The organism is Streptomyces sp. cmx-4-9 (assembly GCF_046548835.1).
In the GTDB taxonomy this organism is placed as follows: domain Bacteria; phylum Actinomycetota; class Actinomycetes; order Streptomycetales; family Streptomycetaceae; genus Streptomyces.
Genome location: NZ_JAEBEE010000010.1, coordinates 88,570 through 104,739, shown reverse-complemented (window position 1 = coordinate 104,739; position 16,170 = coordinate 88,570). Strand labels below are relative to the sequence as shown.

At 72.7% G+C, this 16,170-nt stretch carries 16 protein-coding genes and 1 pseudogene; 11 read left to right on the top strand and 6 right to left on the bottom strand.

Annotation, left to right across the window (positions count from 1 at the left end; all coding sequences use genetic code 11):
• Positions 1-25 precede the first annotated feature (25 nt).
• The 3 genes from ACLJTM_RS29150 to ACLJTM_RS29140 all read left to right on the top strand — a co-directional run bounded on the left by ACLJTM_RS29150 (position 26) and on the right by ACLJTM_RS29140 (position 2,326).
• Positions 26-760 (top strand): GOLPH3/VPS74 family protein, encoded by a 735-nt coding sequence (locus ACLJTM_RS29150; protein WP_411106743.1) that lies wholly within the window; start codon positions 26-28, stop codon positions 758-760.
• A gap of 268 nt (positions 761-1,028) precedes the next feature.
• Entirely contained in the window at positions 1,029-1,913 is an 885-nt protein-coding gene (locus ACLJTM_RS29145; RefSeq protein ID WP_411106742.1) for a helix-turn-helix domain-containing protein, read from the top strand.
• Between the two features lie 203 nt (positions 1,914-2,116).
• Complete coding sequence (locus tag ACLJTM_RS29140; protein ID WP_411106741.1) at positions 2,117-2,326, top strand: DUF397 domain-containing protein; 210 nt, start codon at positions 2,117-2,119, stop codon at positions 2,324-2,326.
• Between the two features lie 114 nt (positions 2,327-2,440).
• Here the strand turns inward: ACLJTM_RS29140 and ACLJTM_RS29135 are convergent, their stop codons facing one another.
• The 4 genes from ACLJTM_RS29135 to ACLJTM_RS29120 all read right to left on the bottom strand — a co-directional run bounded on the left by ACLJTM_RS29135 (position 2,441) and on the right by ACLJTM_RS29120 (position 7,000).
• The gene (locus ACLJTM_RS29135; protein WP_411106740.1) at positions 2,441-3,307 is read right to left on the bottom strand and encodes a hypothetical protein; all 867 of its coding nucleotides are present in this window, start codon (positions 3,305-3,307) and stop codon (positions 2,441-2,443) included.
• 103 nt (positions 3,308-3,410) lie between these two features.
• Entirely contained in the window at positions 3,411-4,307 is an 897-nt protein-coding gene (locus ACLJTM_RS29130; RefSeq protein ID WP_411106739.1) for a geranyl diphosphate 2-C-methyltransferase, read from the bottom strand.
• Positions 4,308-4,321: 14 nt separating this feature from the next.
• The gene (locus ACLJTM_RS29125) at positions 4,322-5,638 is read right to left on the bottom strand and encodes a family 2 encapsulin nanocompartment cargo protein terpene cyclase (RefSeq protein ID WP_411106738.1); all 1,317 of its coding nucleotides are present in this window, start codon (positions 5,636-5,638) and stop codon (positions 4,322-4,324) included.
• Positions 5,639-5,695: 57 nt separating this feature from the next.
• Positions 5,696-7,000: a family 2B encapsulin nanocompartment shell protein gene (locus ACLJTM_RS29120; RefSeq protein ID WP_411106948.1), complete on the bottom strand. Its 1,305-nt coding sequence runs from the start codon at positions 6,998-7,000 to the stop codon at positions 5,696-5,698.
• Positions 7,001-7,451: 451 nt separating this feature from the next.
• On the opposite strand from ACLJTM_RS29120, the gene ACLJTM_RS29115 reads away from it, so the two are divergent.
• From ACLJTM_RS29115 to ACLJTM_RS29090, 6 genes are all read left to right on the top strand, one after another.
• A complete protein-coding gene (locus ACLJTM_RS29115) occupies positions 7,452-8,234 on the top strand; it encodes an SDR family oxidoreductase (protein WP_411106737.1) in 783 nt (260 codons plus the stop codon).
• 40 nt (positions 8,235-8,274) lie between these two features.
• Positions 8,275-10,851: a bifunctional FO biosynthesis protein CofGH gene (locus tag ACLJTM_RS29110; protein ID WP_411106736.1), complete on the top strand. Its 2,577-nt coding sequence runs from the start codon at positions 8,275-8,277 to the stop codon at positions 10,849-10,851.
• Between the two features lie 198 nt (positions 10,852-11,049).
• On the top strand, positions 11,050-12,309 hold the full coding sequence (locus tag ACLJTM_RS29105) for an ADP-ribosylglycohydrolase family protein (protein ID WP_411106735.1): 1,260 nt from the start codon (positions 11,050-11,052) through the stop codon (positions 12,307-12,309).
• A gap of 95 nt (positions 12,310-12,404) precedes the next feature.
• Entirely contained in the window at positions 12,405-13,265 is an 861-nt protein-coding gene (locus ACLJTM_RS29100; RefSeq protein WP_411106734.1) for a TIGR03619 family F420-dependent LLM class oxidoreductase, read from the top strand.
• Between the two features lie 78 nt (positions 13,266-13,343).
• Positions 13,344-13,595 carry a hypothetical protein gene (locus ACLJTM_RS29095; RefSeq protein WP_411106733.1) on the top strand — a complete coding sequence of 84 codons (252 nt, stop codon included), beginning with the start codon at positions 13,344-13,346 and terminating at the stop codon, positions 13,593-13,595.
• The gene (locus ACLJTM_RS29090; RefSeq protein WP_411106732.1) at positions 13,592-14,089 is read left to right on the top strand and encodes a hypothetical protein; all 498 of its coding nucleotides are present in this window, start codon (positions 13,592-13,594) and stop codon (positions 14,087-14,089) included. Before ACLJTM_RS29095 ends, ACLJTM_RS29090 begins: the two co-directional genes overlap by 4 nt.
• An 84-nt stretch (positions 14,090-14,173) precedes the next feature.
• On the opposite strand, the pseudogene ACLJTM_RS29085 reads toward ACLJTM_RS29090, so the two are convergent.
• A pseudogene (locus ACLJTM_RS29085) lies at positions 14,174-14,518 on the bottom strand (ATP-binding protein); the annotation flags it as partial.
• 129 nt (positions 14,519-14,647) lie between these two features.
• Here ACLJTM_RS29085 and ACLJTM_RS29080 point away from each other — a divergent pair.
• Positions 14,648-15,484, top strand: coding sequence for a helix-turn-helix domain-containing protein (locus tag ACLJTM_RS29080; RefSeq protein WP_411106731.1), 837 nt, complete (start codon positions 14,648-14,650; stop codon positions 15,482-15,484).
• A complete protein-coding gene (locus ACLJTM_RS29075) occupies positions 15,481-15,732 on the top strand; it encodes a DUF397 domain-containing protein (RefSeq protein WP_411106730.1) in 252 nt (83 codons plus the stop codon). Before ACLJTM_RS29080 ends, ACLJTM_RS29075 begins: the two co-directional genes overlap by 4 nt.
• A 9-nt stretch (positions 15,733-15,741) precedes the next feature.
• Here ACLJTM_RS29075 and ACLJTM_RS29070 read toward each other — a convergent pair whose 3' ends face one another.
• Positions 15,742-16,035 carry a hypothetical protein gene (locus ACLJTM_RS29070; RefSeq protein WP_411106729.1) on the bottom strand — a complete coding sequence of 98 codons (294 nt, stop codon included), beginning with the start codon at positions 16,033-16,035 and terminating at the stop codon, positions 15,742-15,744.
• Positions 16,036-16,170 lie beyond the last annotated feature (135 nt).

Sequence of the window (16,170 nt, the reverse complement as noted above, 5' to 3'; positions counted from 1 at the left end):
CACTCATCCACGCGGGGAGGCATGGATGGGCAGGAGCCGCAGAACAATTCCGGAGGAGCTTCTGCTGCTCGCCTTGGACCCGGCCACGGGTACCACGGCGCAGCCGCAGTCGCTCGACCTCGGCCTGGCCGGGGCACAGCTAGTGGAGCTGGCTCTGGCAGGACGGATAGCCCCTGATGGGGATCGTATCGCCGTGGTGATGCCACGGCCGACAGGAGATCCGACTCTGGACTCCGCACTGGAACTGCTGCGCAGGCGCGGCAGCCCGGTACGGGCCGTCCACTGGATCGGCGGACCCCGGCTGGGGCTCCGCCAGATTTACCTCGCGCACCTGGAGCGCTGCGGCATGGTGCATGCCGTCGCGGGCCAGATGTGCGGGGTGCTGCCGACGACTCGCTACCAGGCGACCGACACGGCGATCAGCCGGGAGATCCGTGCCCGGCTGGACAGTGCGATCCGCACCGGCGTACCGCCGGACCCGCGGACCGCGGCGCTTGCCGCACTGGCCCACGCGGTCGGACTCGGCAAGCACCTGTATCCCGGCAACGAGGGACGGTCGTCCAGGTCCCGGTTGCGGGACCTGATCAGGCACGACCCGATGGGCGGACTCGTGGCGCACGCCGTGATGGACGTCCAGAACGGTGTGGCCGCACCGCCACGCCGCGACCACCCACCGGCGCCGCCCGCCCGGGCCACGGCCGGCGGGGTCCCGCTCCAGCCGCGCCGGACGGGTGCGATGGCCCGCGCGGCCGCGCACTGACCCACGCGCACCGATCCACCCGCAGCACCGCACCACCAGGCTCGGATCCACAGCTCCATCGCAACGCCATCGCCGTGACCGGCGTCCCCAGGGACCCGGTTCGGGAGCCGCCAGCGCGCGGGGCGGTGCGGCCGGTCCGCCGGTCGCACCGCCCCGCGCGTCTGTTTTCCGGACCGTTCCCCAGCGGCGCCGCACCCTTCGGTGGCAGTCTGCTCACCAGCAGACACGCAGAGAGACAGCAACAGAAGAAGGCGGAGGTGCCGTTCACGTGGCGTCCAATGTCAATCCCACCGTCCGACGCCGCCGGCTGGGCATGGAGTTGCGCAAGCTGCGCGAGGACAAGGGCATGACGGCCGAGCAGGTCGCCGAGCGCCTCCTCGTCTCCCAGTCGAAGATCAGCAGGCTGGAGAACGGCCGTCGCTCGATCAGCCAGCGCGACGTCCGCGACCTGTGCGACGTGTACGAAGTCGAGGACCGGCGGCTCGTCGACTCCCTGATGCAGATGGCGAAGGACTCCCGCCAGCAGGGCTGGTGGCACGCCTTCGGCGACATCCCGTACAGCGTCTACATCGGCCTGGAGACGGACGCCGCCAGCCTGCGCACCTATGAACCCCTGGTGATCCCCGGGCTGCTCCAGACCACCGAGTACGCGCAGTCCCTGGTCCGCGGCGCCTGGCCGGAGACCGCACCGGCCGATGTGGACAAGCGCGTCCAGGTGCGCATGCACCGCCAGAAGCGGCTCTCCGAAGCGGACAACAACAACCCGGAACTGGGTCCGCTGCGGTTGTGGGCGGTCATCGACGAAGCCGCGCTGCGCCGGCGCGTGGGCGACGCGGAGCTGATGATCCGCCAGCTCCAGTACCTGATAGAGCAGTCGGAGCAGCCCCACGTCACCGTGCAGGTCATGCCGTTCTCGCTGGGGGCGCACCCCGGAGTGAACGGCCAGTACGCCATCCTGGAGTTCCCGGACGCCTCCGACTCGACCGTGGTCTACATCGAGGGCGTGACGAGCGACCTGTACCTGGAGAAGGCCAATGACGTCCAGAAGTACAGCGTGATGTACGAGCACCTGCGGGCCCAGGCGCTCAATGTCGACCAGACGCGGGAGTTCATCTCCGGCATCATCGAGCACTATCAGGGCAAAGCCGTGTGAACGGACGGAATACGGGCCGGTCCGCGCGGGCGGGCACGCACCGTACACCGTCAGTCCCCGGCCACAGAAGGGCTGAATGGAATATGCCACTCGGTCGGGTGAATGGCCACTTCGCCCGTCCGGAGCTGCGGGTAGCGTCGATCACGTCGGCCGGGGAACTGGCCGGCGCGACACCGGAACTACTCGCTGAACCGGAGAGAAACATGGCTATTCGCCAGGGCGCCAACGCCAACTGGGTCAAGTCCTCCTACTCTGCCAACGGCGCCTGCGTCGAGGTCAAGTCCCCCGTCACGGAGGCCGTCGCGGTCCGCGACTCGAAGGTGCAGGACGGCCCGTCCCTCACCTTCGCGCCGGGGTCCTGGACCTCGTTCGTCGCCGACGTCACCGAGGGCCGGCTGGGCCGCCTCGTCTGAAGGTGACGGTGCACCTCCCCGCCGTCCCGCCCGCATTGCTGACTGGAGCCCTCTCGACCGGCCCGCCGTCTTGGCCGAGGGGGCTCGGCCATGCCGGCCGGGAGACGGCTCCCGCTAGCGCAGCCGGTCGACGTACCGATCGGTTCCCGGCACCGTCGGGATGAAGGGGGCCACCAGCTCCACGCGCCCCAGTCCCGTTTCGGCCACCTCCAGGTCCAGCCCCTGGAAGCGGTCCCAGCAGGCCGCGGGGTCCTCCTCCAGGAACCACAGCAGCGTGAGGCGGCTGTCGACCCCCTCGACCTGCTTGACGTACGTCATCCGGTCTCCGGGCAGCGGAGTCGGCCGGAAGACCGTGACCATCGCGGCGGGCGAGCCCTGGAGCCGCGCCGGCAGGGCGCGGGAGCGCAGCCATGCAAGCAGGTCCGCCCGCTGTCCGGGCCCCTCCGCGTCGACCACCTGGAGCACCAGTCCGGCGTACGGATGGTCGAGGGCGTGGAAGTCCCGGGGTCCGTCGGCTCCGTCGCGGTAGACGGTCGCCTCGTGGTCCTGGAAGGCCGTGAAGACGTGGGTGCGGTCGCGGTAGACGCGGTCGTCGCGGTTCAGCCGCTGGTTGATGCCGACGGTCCACTTCATGTGCTCGTCGTAGCGGCCCTCGGTGACCCAGTAGACCGACAGGTAGCAGCCGGCGGTGACCGGCTGGGCGACCGCGGACTTCTCGGGGTAGCGCAGCTCCTGGAGCTCCCGGGTGGCCACCCAGCGGCGGCCCGCGTACATCCAGGGCATGGCCATGGCGCCGGCGTAGTAGTGGTCGTCCTCGTACCAGCGGTTGTACGCGTGCTCGTGGCCCGGGTGCGGTTCGACCATCGTGATCAGCGCGTGGCCCGGGCGCACCCCGTACGGGCCGACGGCCGCCAGTCCCGCGTAGTCCTCGACCCGGGTGTCCTGCGGGTCGGTCTGCTGCCTGCTCTCCGGTGTCGTCATGGGACCGGTCTAGCTGATGCAGCGTCAGATCGGGAGGGGTGCGGCGGAGGGGCCGGTTCCGTCGTCGGACGGAACCGGCCCCTCCGGCCGTGCGGCGCTGCGGTCAGACCCGGTCGGCGGCGATCAGCACGTACTGGAACGAGCCGTCCCGGTAGGAGTTGATGAAGGCCTCCTCGATGCCGGTCACCAGGGAGGACGTGGCCCGCAGTTCCCAGTACGGCAGGGTCGCCGGGGTCAGGTCGATCACGGCCTGGGGAACGAGCCGGTTGTCCGCCATCGCGCGCAGGTACTCCCGGCGGGAATGGATGTTGCACTCGAAGTGCGCGTTGATCTGGGAGACCCACTTGGACGGCTGGCCGTAGCGCGGGTTCCAGCAGCCGGTGATCGTCACATACCGGCCGCCCACCTTCAGGACGCGGGAGTGCTCCGCGAACAGGTCGTGGAGGTCGACGTACATCGTCGACTCGTTGTTCCACGAGCCGGCCGCACCGCCGGTCTCCAGCGGCAGCTGGAGCATGTTGCAGACGCGGGCGCGCACGGAGTCGGCGATGCCGAGCTCCCCGGCCCGACGGTTGGCGAACTCGGCCTGCTTGGCGGACAGCGTGACGCCCTCCACCGTGCAGCCGAACCGCTGGTGGGCCATGACCATCGAGCCGCCCCGGCCGCAGCCGGCGTCGACCAGGGTGTCTTCGCGGCCGATGGTGCCGAGGTGGTCGAGGAGGACCTCGGCCTGCGCCGACTCCAGCCGGTGCAGCTCGGCGATCAGCCGCTTATCGTACGCGCTGTCCGCGGGGTCGCCCAGGGCTGCGTGGTCGACGTCGCCGATCCCGTAGTGGTGGTGGTACAGGCCGTCGACGTCGCCGAGGCGCAGGTTGACGGGCCGGGCCTCGTGGTCCCAGTAGCGGGCGATGTCGCCCTGGTAGGGCGTCGCCGGGGAAGGGACGAAGGCGGTCGCGCCCTCGGTGCCGGAGACGGTCGTGGTGAGTTCGGAGCTGGACAAGATGAGTCCCCCTCTTACCAGTAGTCGGGAAGGCTGTAGCGGTAGGTGTTGGTCATGTGCCAGTAGTGGTTGCCGTCGACCCACACGGCCACGCCCCGCAGGAAGCGCAGCAGCCGCGGGTCGGGGCAGGAGGCCGCGAGGTCGGCGGCTTCCGACTCGAACGCGCGCATGAGCTCGTTGTGCACCTCGACCGACTTGAGGTAGGCCTCCTTGTCGGAGACCCCCTCGCACGCGGCGACCACCACGGGCAAATTCAGGTGCATGCCGGGGCTGTCGAGTTCCTTGGTGTAGGAGTAGAGGTCGTTGACGATGGTCGTCGCGTTGCCGGCGAGCGCGATGACCCGCTGCACGGCGGGCTGGGCGTGCAGGTCCGCCGGCAGTTCGTAGCCGCCGACGGTGTCGGTGATGGTGGGGCAGGGGCGGAAGTTGTTGAACTGGCGCATCGCCAGGTACTCCCACACCTGCGGTACGTACGCGGTCTGCGCCCAGGCGGCCTCGGCGAGGTAGCCCAGGTGCAGGCGGGCCATGTCGTGCCGGTAGCGGTCGGCCTGGGAGGCGGTGGCCTGCCGCAGGAAGTGCTCCATGGCGGAGCGGTAGGCGCGCCGGGGTGCGTCGCACTGAAGGGACTGGGCCCAGGCCGGTGCGTACTCCTGCACGGTGTGCAGGGGGTCGAGTGCGGTGTGGGCGAGCAGGAGGCGGCCGCCGAGGCCGACGGGCGAACCCCCGTGGTCCTCGCAGTAGCAGTCGTCCAGCACGTTCTCGGCGACCATCAGCCGCGTCGCGGTCATCAGGTGCTCGACGGTGGGGGCGTCCGGGTGGCAGGCGACCATGTAGCGGCCGACCGAGAACCCGTCGAACTGCTCCTCCCACTCCGGGGGGTACACCTCGGCCTCCTCCACCGCCCACACCTTGATCCGGCGGCTGACCTCGGCGACCCGGACCGGATCGGGCTCCGGCACCGGATGGTGGTAGAGCCCGGGCACCGGCCGGCCCTGTGCCGGGGCGCCGGGGCCGGCCGCCGCGGGGGGCGGCGGCGGGGCCAGGCGCAGACCCGCCGTACCCAGCCCGCCGGGGCCGCGCAGCAGTCGCTCCAGGGCCGGGCTCCGCACCCCGGCCCCGGGGCCGGCGGCCGGCCCCCCGGCGGGCGCGGCCGGGTCCGGCGCGTGCACCTCCGGTACGGGGGCCTGCGCCGGGGGCGCGGCCGGCACGGGCGGTTCGGCGGCGGGCGGACGGGGCGCGGGCCGGGCGGCGATGCCCAGGCCGAGGGCCGCGAGGCGGCTGACGGCGTCGGACGGACGGGGCGGCAGGGGGGAAGGCCCGGGCTCGGGCATCCGTGGCTCCTTGGTGTGGTGGGGCGGGCCGGACCGGCGGGGTCCGAAGGAGGCGGCTCAGTCGCGCCTGCGGGCGATCTGCACGTTCTCCAGCACGCCGAGGGCGTCGGGGACCAGGACGGCCGCGGAGTAGTAGGTGGTGACCAGGTAGGAGAGGATCGCCTGCTCGCTGATGCCCATGAAGCGCACCGACAGGCCCGGCTCGTACTCCTCCGGCAGACCGGTCTGGTGCAGGCCGATGACGCCCTGGTTCGCCTCGCCCGTGCGCATGGCGAGGATGGAGCTGGTGTTCTCCCGGCTGATGGGGATCTTGTTGCAGGGCAGGATGGGCACCCCGCGCCAGGCCGGGACCTGCTGCCCTCCGACGTCCACGTGGTCCGGGTAGAGCCCGCGCGCGTTGAACTCGCGACCGATGGCGGCGATCGTCTTGGGGTGGGCCAGCAGGAGCTTGGTGCCGCGGCGCCGGCAGATCAGCTCGTCCAGGTCGTCGGGGGTGGGCGGGCCGGAGTGGGTCTGGATCCGCTGCTTGAAGGCCGCGTTGTGCAGCAGGCCGAACTCGCGGTTGTTGACCAGCTCGTACTCCTGCCGCTCGCGCAGCGCCTCGATCGTGAGCCTCAGCTGCTCCTCGGTCTGGTCCATCGGCCCGTTGTAGAGGTCGGCGACCCGGGTGTGGACCCGCAGGACCGTCTGCGCGAGGGAGAGTTCGTACTCGCGCGGCTTGAGTTCGTAGTCCACGAAGGTGCCGGGCAGCTCGGGCTCGCCGGTGTGGCCGGCGGACAGGGCGATCTCGGCCTCGCCGTGCCGGTTCTGCCGCTGGAGCGGCAGCGTGCGGAACCGGTCGGTGTGCGCCTGCAGGTTCGGCGCGCTGTCGCGTACGGCGGCGAAGTCGGCGCGGGAGAGGGTGAGCAGGGTCCCGGCGGTCTCGGCGGTGGCGGTGGAGTCCCAGGTGGCGTCGGCGTCCAGCAGGGCGTGCTCGCCGAACCGGTCGCCGTCCGCGAGGACCGCGACCGCGACCTCGTCGCCGTACTTGCCGACGGCGCTCTGGGCGATCCGGCCGTGGGCGATCAGGTGGATCTGCCCGGCCGGGGCGCCGCGCTCGGCCAGCACCTCGCCCGCACGGAACTCGCGCTGGACGCACCGCGCGGCGAGGGCTGCGAGCACCTCCTCGTCCTCGAAGCCGCGCAGCAGGGCCAGTTCCCCGAGCTCGCGGGGGATCACCCGGACCGTCGCGCCGTCCTGGACGAACTCGATGCGGCCGTCGCCGACGGTGTAGGTGAGGCGCCGGTTGACCCGGTACGCACCGCCCTTGGTCTCCACCCAGGGGAGCATCCGCAGCAGCCACCGGGAGCTGATCTCCTGCATCTGCGGCGCGGACTTGGTCGTGGTGGCGAGGTTGCGGGCGGCCGCCGTGCTCAGGCTGGCCTGTGCGGGCTGCGCCGGGGGAGCCTCGGGGCTGCTGTCAACGGTCATCGGGCGGGCTCTCCTTCATGAGGGCGGTGACCGGCACGCCTGCGCGTCACCGAGGACAGAGCGAGGAGGGGAAAGAAAGGGGTGATTGTCCGGGATTCCGGTCAGATCCGGGGGAACACTAACGGCCGCTCCGAAGGGCCCGCCCGGTGAAGGAGTCGGCATTACCTCCATGCAGTGATCTTGGGCCGCGCGGTGTTTGACCGGGCGGCCGGTGAGGTTTCGGCCAGCCCGCATGGGTGTGCGGCCGCGGCGGGAGCAGGTCGCCGCGCCTCTTCCCTCCGCGGCACGACACCCCTAACCTGACGAGTCGTCAGACACGGTCGGATGCCGGGAGGCCATGCGCATGCTGCTGCAAGGGAAGACCGTCGTGGTCTCCGGCGTCGGGGCCGGACTCGGGCACCAGGTCGCCGCCGCCGTCGTGCGGGACGGCGGGAACGCCGTGCTCGGGGCGCGGACCGAGGCACATCTGGCCAAGTCCGCCGCGGAGATCGACCCCGACGGCGCCCGTACCGCGTACCGGCCCACCGACATCGGCGACGAGGCGCAGTGCACGGCCCTCGCCGCCCTCGCGCAGGAGCGCTTCGGCGGCGTGGACGCCGTCGTGCACGTCGCCGCCTGGGACTCGTACTTCGGCGGGATCGAGGACGCCGACTTCGGGACCTGGCAGCAGGTCCTCGACGTGAACCTGCTGGGCACCCTGCGGATGACGCGGGCCTGCCTGCCGGCGCTCAAGGTGAACGGCGGCTCCGTCGTCATCATCGGCACCCAGTCGGCGATCGCCGCCCCGAGCGAGGTGCAGCAGACCGCCTACGCCGCCTCCAAGGGCGCCCTGACCTCCGCCATGTACGCGATGGCCCGGGAGTTCGGCCCGTACCGGATCCGCGTCAACACCGTCCTCCCCGGCTGGATGTGGGGCCCGCCGGTACAGGCCTTCGTCACCTTCGCCGCCCACTCCGAGGGCGTCCCCGAAGCCGAGGTCCACGGCCGTCTCACCGCACGCATGGCGCTGCCCGACCTGGCCACCGACGGGGACGTGGCCGATGCGGCGGCCTTCCTCGCCTCCGACCGGGCCCGGGCGATAACCGGCCAGTCCCTGCTGGTCAACGCCGGTGAGGTGATGCGGTGACCCCCTCCGCGGCCGGCGGGCCGGATCGTATGCTCACCGTATGACCACTGCGAGTGACGCTCCGACCGACAACGCGATGCGCCGCGCGCTCCGGCGTGCCCGTGACGGCGTCGCGCTCGACGCGGCCGAGGCGGCCGTACTCCTCCAGGCGCGCGGGCCGCACCTCGACGACCTCGCCGCCTCCGCCGCCCGGGTCCGCGACGCGGGCCTGGCCGCCGCCGGCCGGCCCGGCGTGATCACGTACTCGAAGAGCGTGTTCATCCCGCTGACCCGCCTGTGCCGCGACAAGTGCCACTACTGCACGTTCGCCACCGTCCCCGGCAAACTGCGCCGCAGCGGCCACGGGATGTACATGTCCCCGGACGAGGTGCTGGAGATCGCCCGCCGCGGCGCCGCCCTGGGGTGCAAGGAAGCCCTCATCACCCTCGGGGACAAGCCCGAGGACCGCTGGCCCGCGGCGCGCGAGTGGCTGGAGGCCCACGGGTACGACGACACGATCTCGTACGTGCGGGCCGTCTCGATCCGGATCCTGGAGGAGACGGGCCTCCTGCCGCACCTCAACCCGGGCGTGATGTCCTGGTCGGACTTCCAGCGCCTGAAGCCGGTCGCCCCGTCCATGGGCATGATGCTGGAGACCACGGCCACCCGCCTGTGGTCCGAGCCCGGCGGCCCGCACCACGGCTCGCCCGACAAGGAGCCCGCCGTCCGGCTGCGCGTGCTGGAGGACGCGGGGCGCTCCTCGGTCCCGTTCACCTCCGGGCTGCTCATCGGCATCGGCGAGACCTACACGGAGCGCGCCGAGTCCCTCTTCGCGCTGCGCCGGATCTCCCGTGCCTACCACGGGATCCAGGAGCTGATCATCCAGAACTTCCGCGCGAAGCCGGACACGGCCATGCGCGGCATGCCGGACGCCGCACTCGACGACCTGGTGGCCACGGTCGCCGTCGCCCGGCTCCTCATGGGCCCGTCGGGCTGCCTCCAGGCACCGCCGAACCTGGTCGACGGGGAGTACGCCCGCCTCATCGGCGCCGGGATCGACGACTGGGGCGGGGTGTCCCCGCTGACGCCGGACCACGTCAACCCCGAGCGCCCCTGGCCGCAGATCGACGCGCTGGCCGAGCAGTCCGCGGCGGCCGGTTTCGAGCTGCGCGAACGGCTGTGCGTGTACCCCGAGTTCGTGCAGCGCGGCGAACCGTGGCTCGATCCCCGGCTGCTGCCGCACGTACGGGCGCTGGCCGACCCCGCGACGGGGCTCGCGGACGCGGGCGCCCCCGTCACGGGCCGGCCCTGGCAGGAGCCCGACGAGGGCTTCGCCTCGTTCGGCCGGACCGATCTGCACACGAGCATCGACACCGAGGGCCGCACCGGCGACCGCCGTGCGGACTTCGACCACGTCTACGGCGACTGGGAGGCCCTGCGCGAGGCCGCCGCCCCCGGCATGGTGGCGGAGCGCATCGACACGGACGTGCGCGCGGCCCTGGCCCGCGCCGCCGACGATCCGACGAAGCTCACGGACGAGCAGGCCCTGGCGCTGCTGCACGCGGACGGACCGGCGCTGGACGCACTGTGCCGGGTCGCGGACGACCTGCGCCGGTCGGTGGTGGGCGACGACGTGACGTACATCGTGACCCGGAACATCAACTTCACCAACGTCTGCTACACCGGCTGCCGCTTCTGCGCGTTCGCGCAGCGGCGCACGGACGCCGACGCGTACACGCTCTCCCTGGACCAGGTCGCGGACCGGGCCGCGCAGGCCTGGGACCTCGGCGCGGTCGAGGTGTGCATGCAGGGCGGCATCCACCCGGACCTGCCGGGGACGGCGTACTTCGACATCGCCCGGGCCGTGAAGCAGCGGGTTCCGGGCATGCACGTGCACGCCTTCTCCCCGATGGAGGTCGTCAACGGCGCGACCCGCACCGGGATGTCCGTACGGGACTGGCTGACCGCGGCCAAGGAGGCGGGCCTGGACTCGATTCCGGGCACGGCGGCGGAGATCCTCGACGACGAGGTGCGCTGGGTCCTCACCAAGGGCAAGCTGCCCGCGGCGGACTGGATCGACGTGGTGACCACGGCGCACGAGCTCGGGATCCGCTCCTCGTCCACGATGATGTACGGGCACGTGGACCAGCCCCGGCACTGGCTCGGCCACCTCCGCACGCTGGCCCGGATCCAGCAGCGGACGGGCGGGTTCACGGAATTCGTGACGCTGCCGTTCATCCACACCAACGCGCCCGTGTACCTGGCGGGCATCGCGCGGCCGGGGCCGACGGTCCGTGACAACCGGGCGGTGACCGCGATGGCCCGGATCCTGCTGCACCCGCACATCACGAACATCCAGACGAGCTGGGTGAAGCTGGGTGCGCAGGGAGCCGCCGAGATGCTCCGGTCGGGGGCGAACGACCTCGGCGGGACGCTGATGGAGGAGACCATCTCGCGGATGGCGGGGTCCGGTTACGGTTCGTACAAGTCGGTGCAGGACCTGGTCGCGGTCGCGGCGGCGGCGGGCCGGCCGGCGAAGGCCCGGACGACGCTGTACGGGGAGGTCCCGCAGGAGCGGCAGGACGCGGCGCGCGCCTCGGACGGGCACCTTCCCGAGCTGTTGCCCGTGCTGGACTGATCGACGGGGGCGGGGCGGCCGGGCCGGAAGTATGCGGATTCCGGCCGTTCAGCGAGCGCTTACCCGCCTTCTGACCCACTGTTTCCGAATCTGACCGATCCTGTCCACTACAGTGCGCGCCAAACCCTGCCGCGACCGGACACACGGAACGCACCGAACGCAGGCGAGCAGGGCAGCAGCAGGCACGGTGGGGGGACGATGGAGACGACGGCGCAGGACCGGACCGGCGCGGGCAGAGCCACGCTCGGGACGGCGGCGGAGCCGGGCGCGGACGCGGGCGCGGACGCCCGGACGGCGGCGCCCCCCGGCGCCGCCGACGGCCAGGGCGGCACCGCCCTCGGCACGGTCACCACCGGACTGTGGGGCCGGGCCGAGCAGCAGGACTTCCGCAGCCGGGTCCGCGGCACGCTCCTCGGCTCCGCCATCGGCGACGCCCTCGGCGCACCCGTCGCCGGGCTGTCCCTCGACGGCATCCGCGAGACCCACGGCCTCGGCGGCCTGACCGAGCCCGCCCCCGCCTACGGACGCCGGGGCACGGTCACCGCCTCCACCCAGCTCGCCCTGTTCACCGTGGACGGGCTGATACGCGCCCACGTACGCCGCGACACCGGCGCCTGGCACCCGCCGACCGACGTGCACCGCGCCTACCTGCGCTGGGCCGCCACCCAGCACGACTGGGGCCCCGACGAACGCCGCAAGGACAACGGCTGGCTCGCACAGCAGGAGTGGCTCTACGCCCGCCGCGGCCCGGACCGCGCCTGCATGACCGGCTTCGCCGACGAGATCCTCGGCACCCTGGAGCAGCCCAAGAACCCCACGGCCCGCGACGCGGCGGCCGCCGTCCGCTCGGCGCCCTTCGGGCTGCTGGTCGGCTGGGAGCCCGCGCTGGTGCTGCAACTCGCCGTGGAGTGCGCCGCGCAGAGCCACGGCCATCCCACCGCGTACCTCTCCGCCGGGGCCCTCGCCGTCATCGTGCACGGCCTGACCCGCGGCGACTCCCTGGACCCCGCCGTCCAGCGCGCCCTGGGACTGCTGGGGTCCCGGGCGGGGCACCAGCCCGTCACCGACGCCCTCCAGCGCGCCCTCCAGGCCGTCACCCAGGGCCCGCCCAGCCCCAAGGCCGTCGAGTCCCTCTCCCCCGGTGACGGCCGCGACGCCGAGGACGCCCTCGCCGTCGCCGTGTACTGCGCGCTGGTCGCCGAGGACGTCCCGCACGGCCTGCGCCTCGCCGTCAACCACGGCGGCGACTCCACCGCCACCGGCGCCCTGTGCGGGGCCCTGCTGGGCGCCCTGCACGGCGAGACCGCCCTTCCGGCGGCCTGGCTCGCCGACCTGGAGGGCCGCTCCACGATGCTGGAGCTCGCCGACGACTTCGCCCTGGAGATGACCCAGGGCCCGTCCCTGCACGGCCCGGCGGTCTCGGCGCCCGGCTGGCTGGCCCGCTACCCGCGCAGCTGACCGGCGGAACACCCCGAGGACACCTGACGCCCCCTCAACAATGAGGCCCGCAGCCCGTACCGTGGCGGTCCCACGTCTCGGAGGTGCCAGGGCCCATGCGGATCGCCACGACCGTCTTCCTCACCGACCGCACCATCCCGCCCGTACGACTCGCCCGGAGCCTGGAGGAGCGCGGGTTCTCCGGGCTCTACCTCCCGGAGCACACCCACATCCCGGTGTCCCGCGACACCCCGGCGCCCATGGGCGGCGAACTCCCCGAGATGTACGGGCGCACCCTGGACCCCTTCGTCGCCCTCGGCCAGGCCGGTGCGGTGACCGAGCGGCTGGAGCTGGGCACCGGCATCACCCTGGTCGCCCAGCACGACCCGATCGGCCTCGCCAAGCAGGCCGCCACGCTCGACCACCTCACCGGCGGGCGCCTCACCCTGGGCATCGGCTACGGCTGGAACGTCGAGGAGGCCGCCGACCACGGCGTCGAGTGGCGCACCCGGCGTGAACTGGTGCACGACCGCATGGCGCTGATGCGAGCCCTGTGGGCTCCGCAGCCGACGGCGTACACCGGCGCGTTCTCCTCCGTCCGGGCGAGCAGCGCCCATCCGAAGCCGGCCCGCGCCCCGCGTGAACTCGGCGCCGGACTCCCCCTGTACGGGCCGCGGACCCTGATCGGCGGCGCGGCCGGCCCGAAGCTGTTCGCCGCCGTCGCCGACCACGCCGACGGCTGGCTCCCGATCGGCGGAGGCGGCCTCACCGAGTCCCTGCCCGTGCTGCGGCAGGTCTGGGAGGCCGCCGGCCGCGACCCGAAGTCCCTCCAGGTGGTCCCGTACGCCGTCCGCCCCAGCCCCGGCAAGATGAGCCACTACGCCGACCTCGGCATCGAGGAGGTCGTCCTCCAGCTGCCGTCGGCGGCGGAGCCGGAGATCCTGCGCTGCCTGGACGGGTACGCGCAGTACCTGTGACCGACCCGGCCGGGCCCGTCCGGACCCGACCCCGAAATCCGTTCGACCGGGCTGGCCGCCGTGACCCACCATGGCGGCATGCCAGGACAGTTCACGCGCAGCGGCCGCAGGGCGCAGGCGCCGTCCCCCACGGGGACACCGGGCCGCTGGGAGCGGCTGTTCGCCGCCGAGGACGAGGCGGACTTCCACGCGCACCTGCGGACCATGCGTGCGCCGCACCCCACCACCACCCCGGGGCGCGTACGCCCGCACGCCCTGTACGGACGCCTGATCGGCCGGGCCGCCTACCTCTTCGGCGCTTCCGCGCCCTCCAGCCGGGCCGGGTCGTGACCGCCGTCTGGCACGCCCTCCCGGCGGGCATCCGCACCCAGGTCGACGGGTACGTCCTCCAGGACGGGCACATGCAGGCGGTCCGTACGCTCTGGCAGGCCGGGCGGGCCCTCGGGATCGGCCTGCACGACGCCCAGCTGCTCGTCCACGAGCGGTACCTGCACTTCGGCGACCGGGTGGCCCGCACGCCCGACTCCCCCGTCGACCTGGACTCCCTCGCCGTCCGGGCAGCCGGCCTGCCCGGCCGGATCGTCGCGGTCGAGGCCGTATGGGACGGGGACACCGTCCACGACTGGTTCGTACTGCTGTACGCCGTCACCGACGAGCCGGCCGGCGACCACCACCTGGCCACGGTCCACTCCCGGATGGGCGGCGCCGGCGTGGCCACCGCCGCCGGCACCACCCTGGCCGCCCACCTCGCCGTGCCCTTCCACTTCGGCGCCCCGGACGACCCCGGCTGCGAGTCCCCCCGCTGGCGGGACCTGCCCGGCTGACCGGTCACCGACCGGCAGTTCGGCCCAGACGGTCTTGCCGACCACCCGGTCCGCGACCCCCCACCCGGCGGCGACGGCGGCGACGATGCGCAGCCCGTACCCGGACTCGGCCCGATCGGCCGGCGGCCGTTCGACGGGCCGCCGGTCGGCGCGGGCGTCGGACACCTCCACACGGAGCACGGACTCCAGGAGCGTCATCCGCAGCTCGAAGTCCCGACCGGGGACCCGGCCGTGCGTGACGGCGTTGGCGGCCAGCTCGGCGACCACCAGGCCCGCGTCCGCGGCCAGCCGGCTCGCCGGCGGGACCCCCCAGTCGTGCAGCTCGACGAGGACCAGCTGCCGGGCGAGGCGGGCCCCCCGGCGGGTGGCGCTGAAACGCTGAGTGAACAGGCGTACGAGGGCCGCGGGCGGCCCGAAGGGTGCGGTCATGGCCTCAACGTCCCGCGCGAACTGGGGCGTTCAACAACACCGGAACTCGTACAAAGCAACTGTACGAGTTCCCTCCCTGGACACGCGGAGTCACGGTGCGTGAACATTCCTGGCGGGGAGGTGACCGCCATGGCAAGTGCCGACGACAGCGGTGACGGCGAGGTCGAGCCCGACGACAACCTGCGCTCCTTCGGGGAGACGGTCAAGGCCTCGCGCAGACGGGCGGGCCTGACACAGGAGCAACTGGCGTTGCTCATCGGCTACTCGGTGCAGTACGTCGGCTCGGTGGAACAGGGCCGCCGCCACCCGTCGCAGAAGTTCGTCAACAAGACGGAGGCGGTCCTCGACACCTTCGGTGTCATCGGCATCGCGGCGAAGCAACTCACGCGGCGGCGCGGCCTGGCGTCCTGGTTCCGGCGGTGGGCGGAGCTGGAGGAGGGCGCAGTCACCCTCAACACGTACGAGTGCCGGTCGGTACCGGGGCTGCTGCAGCCGGAGTCGTACGCGCGGGCGCTGATCGACAACGTCCCGCCCCTGGCGACTCCGGAGGAGGCAGACGCCCGGATCACGGCCCGTACGGAACGCCAGAAGCTGCTGCTCCGCACCCCGTACGTCCTGTTCAGTTTCATCATCGAGCAAGCGCTGATCGAACGGCGGACGGGCGGCATGGAGGTCACGCGGGAGCTGATCGACCGGCTGCTGGCGTGCGGTGCGCTTCCGAACGTCGACGTCCAGATCATGCCGCTGGCCCAACCGGTTCACTCGGGCACGGACGGGCCCTTCCAACTCCTGGAAACCGACGAACACGAGTGGCTGGGGTACAGCGAGGGACAGAAGACGGGGCAGGTGATTTCGGACCCGAAAGCCGTCAGCGTCCTCCACCAGCGATATGCCAAACTTCGCATCCAGGCCCTCAATCCGGCGGACAGCGCCGACCTGTTGATGCGAATGCGAGGCTCCCTGTGAACAGCACCCCTCTGCGGTGGTTCAAGAGCAGCTACAGCGGCAGCGAGGGCGACAGCTGCGTCGAGGTCGCCCTCTCCTGGCACAAGTCCACCTACAGCGGCAGCCAGGGCGACAGCTGCGTCAAGGTCGCCGCCTGCGCCGCCGCCGTCCACGTCCGGGACTCCAAGGTGACGGCGGGCCCCGAGCTGGCGGTGACCCCCCGTACCTGGACCGCCTTCATCAGCGGGGTCGCGTCCCGGCGGGGCTGAGCCGGCGGGTCAGCCCGCCTTCGGGGGCTGCGGGAGGCCCGACGCGAGGGCCGTGCCGGCGCCGGAGAGGGAGCTTTCCGTGGCTTCGGTGGCGGAGCCGGCGGCGGCCGTGGTCACGCCCACCGCCGTCTTCGTGTCCTGGACCGCCTGGCCCGGGTGATCGACGATGTCGGTGACCCGCTGGGTGATCGGCGGCCCCTGGATGGCCGGCTCGTCGGCCGCGAACGCGGCGGCGGGGGTGAGTGCGAGGGCGGCGCCGCCGGTGAGGACCAGGGCGGAGAGGGTGCGCTTCATGGCATTCATGCCCCGCCCAACGACCCGGCCGCGCCCCGGGTCACTGCGACGTCACCGCTGCGTCAACGCGGCGCCTGGAACGCCGCCGGCCCCGGATCGGGGGGACCGGTCCGGGGCCGCGGGCGTGACACAGCTGGGTGCAGC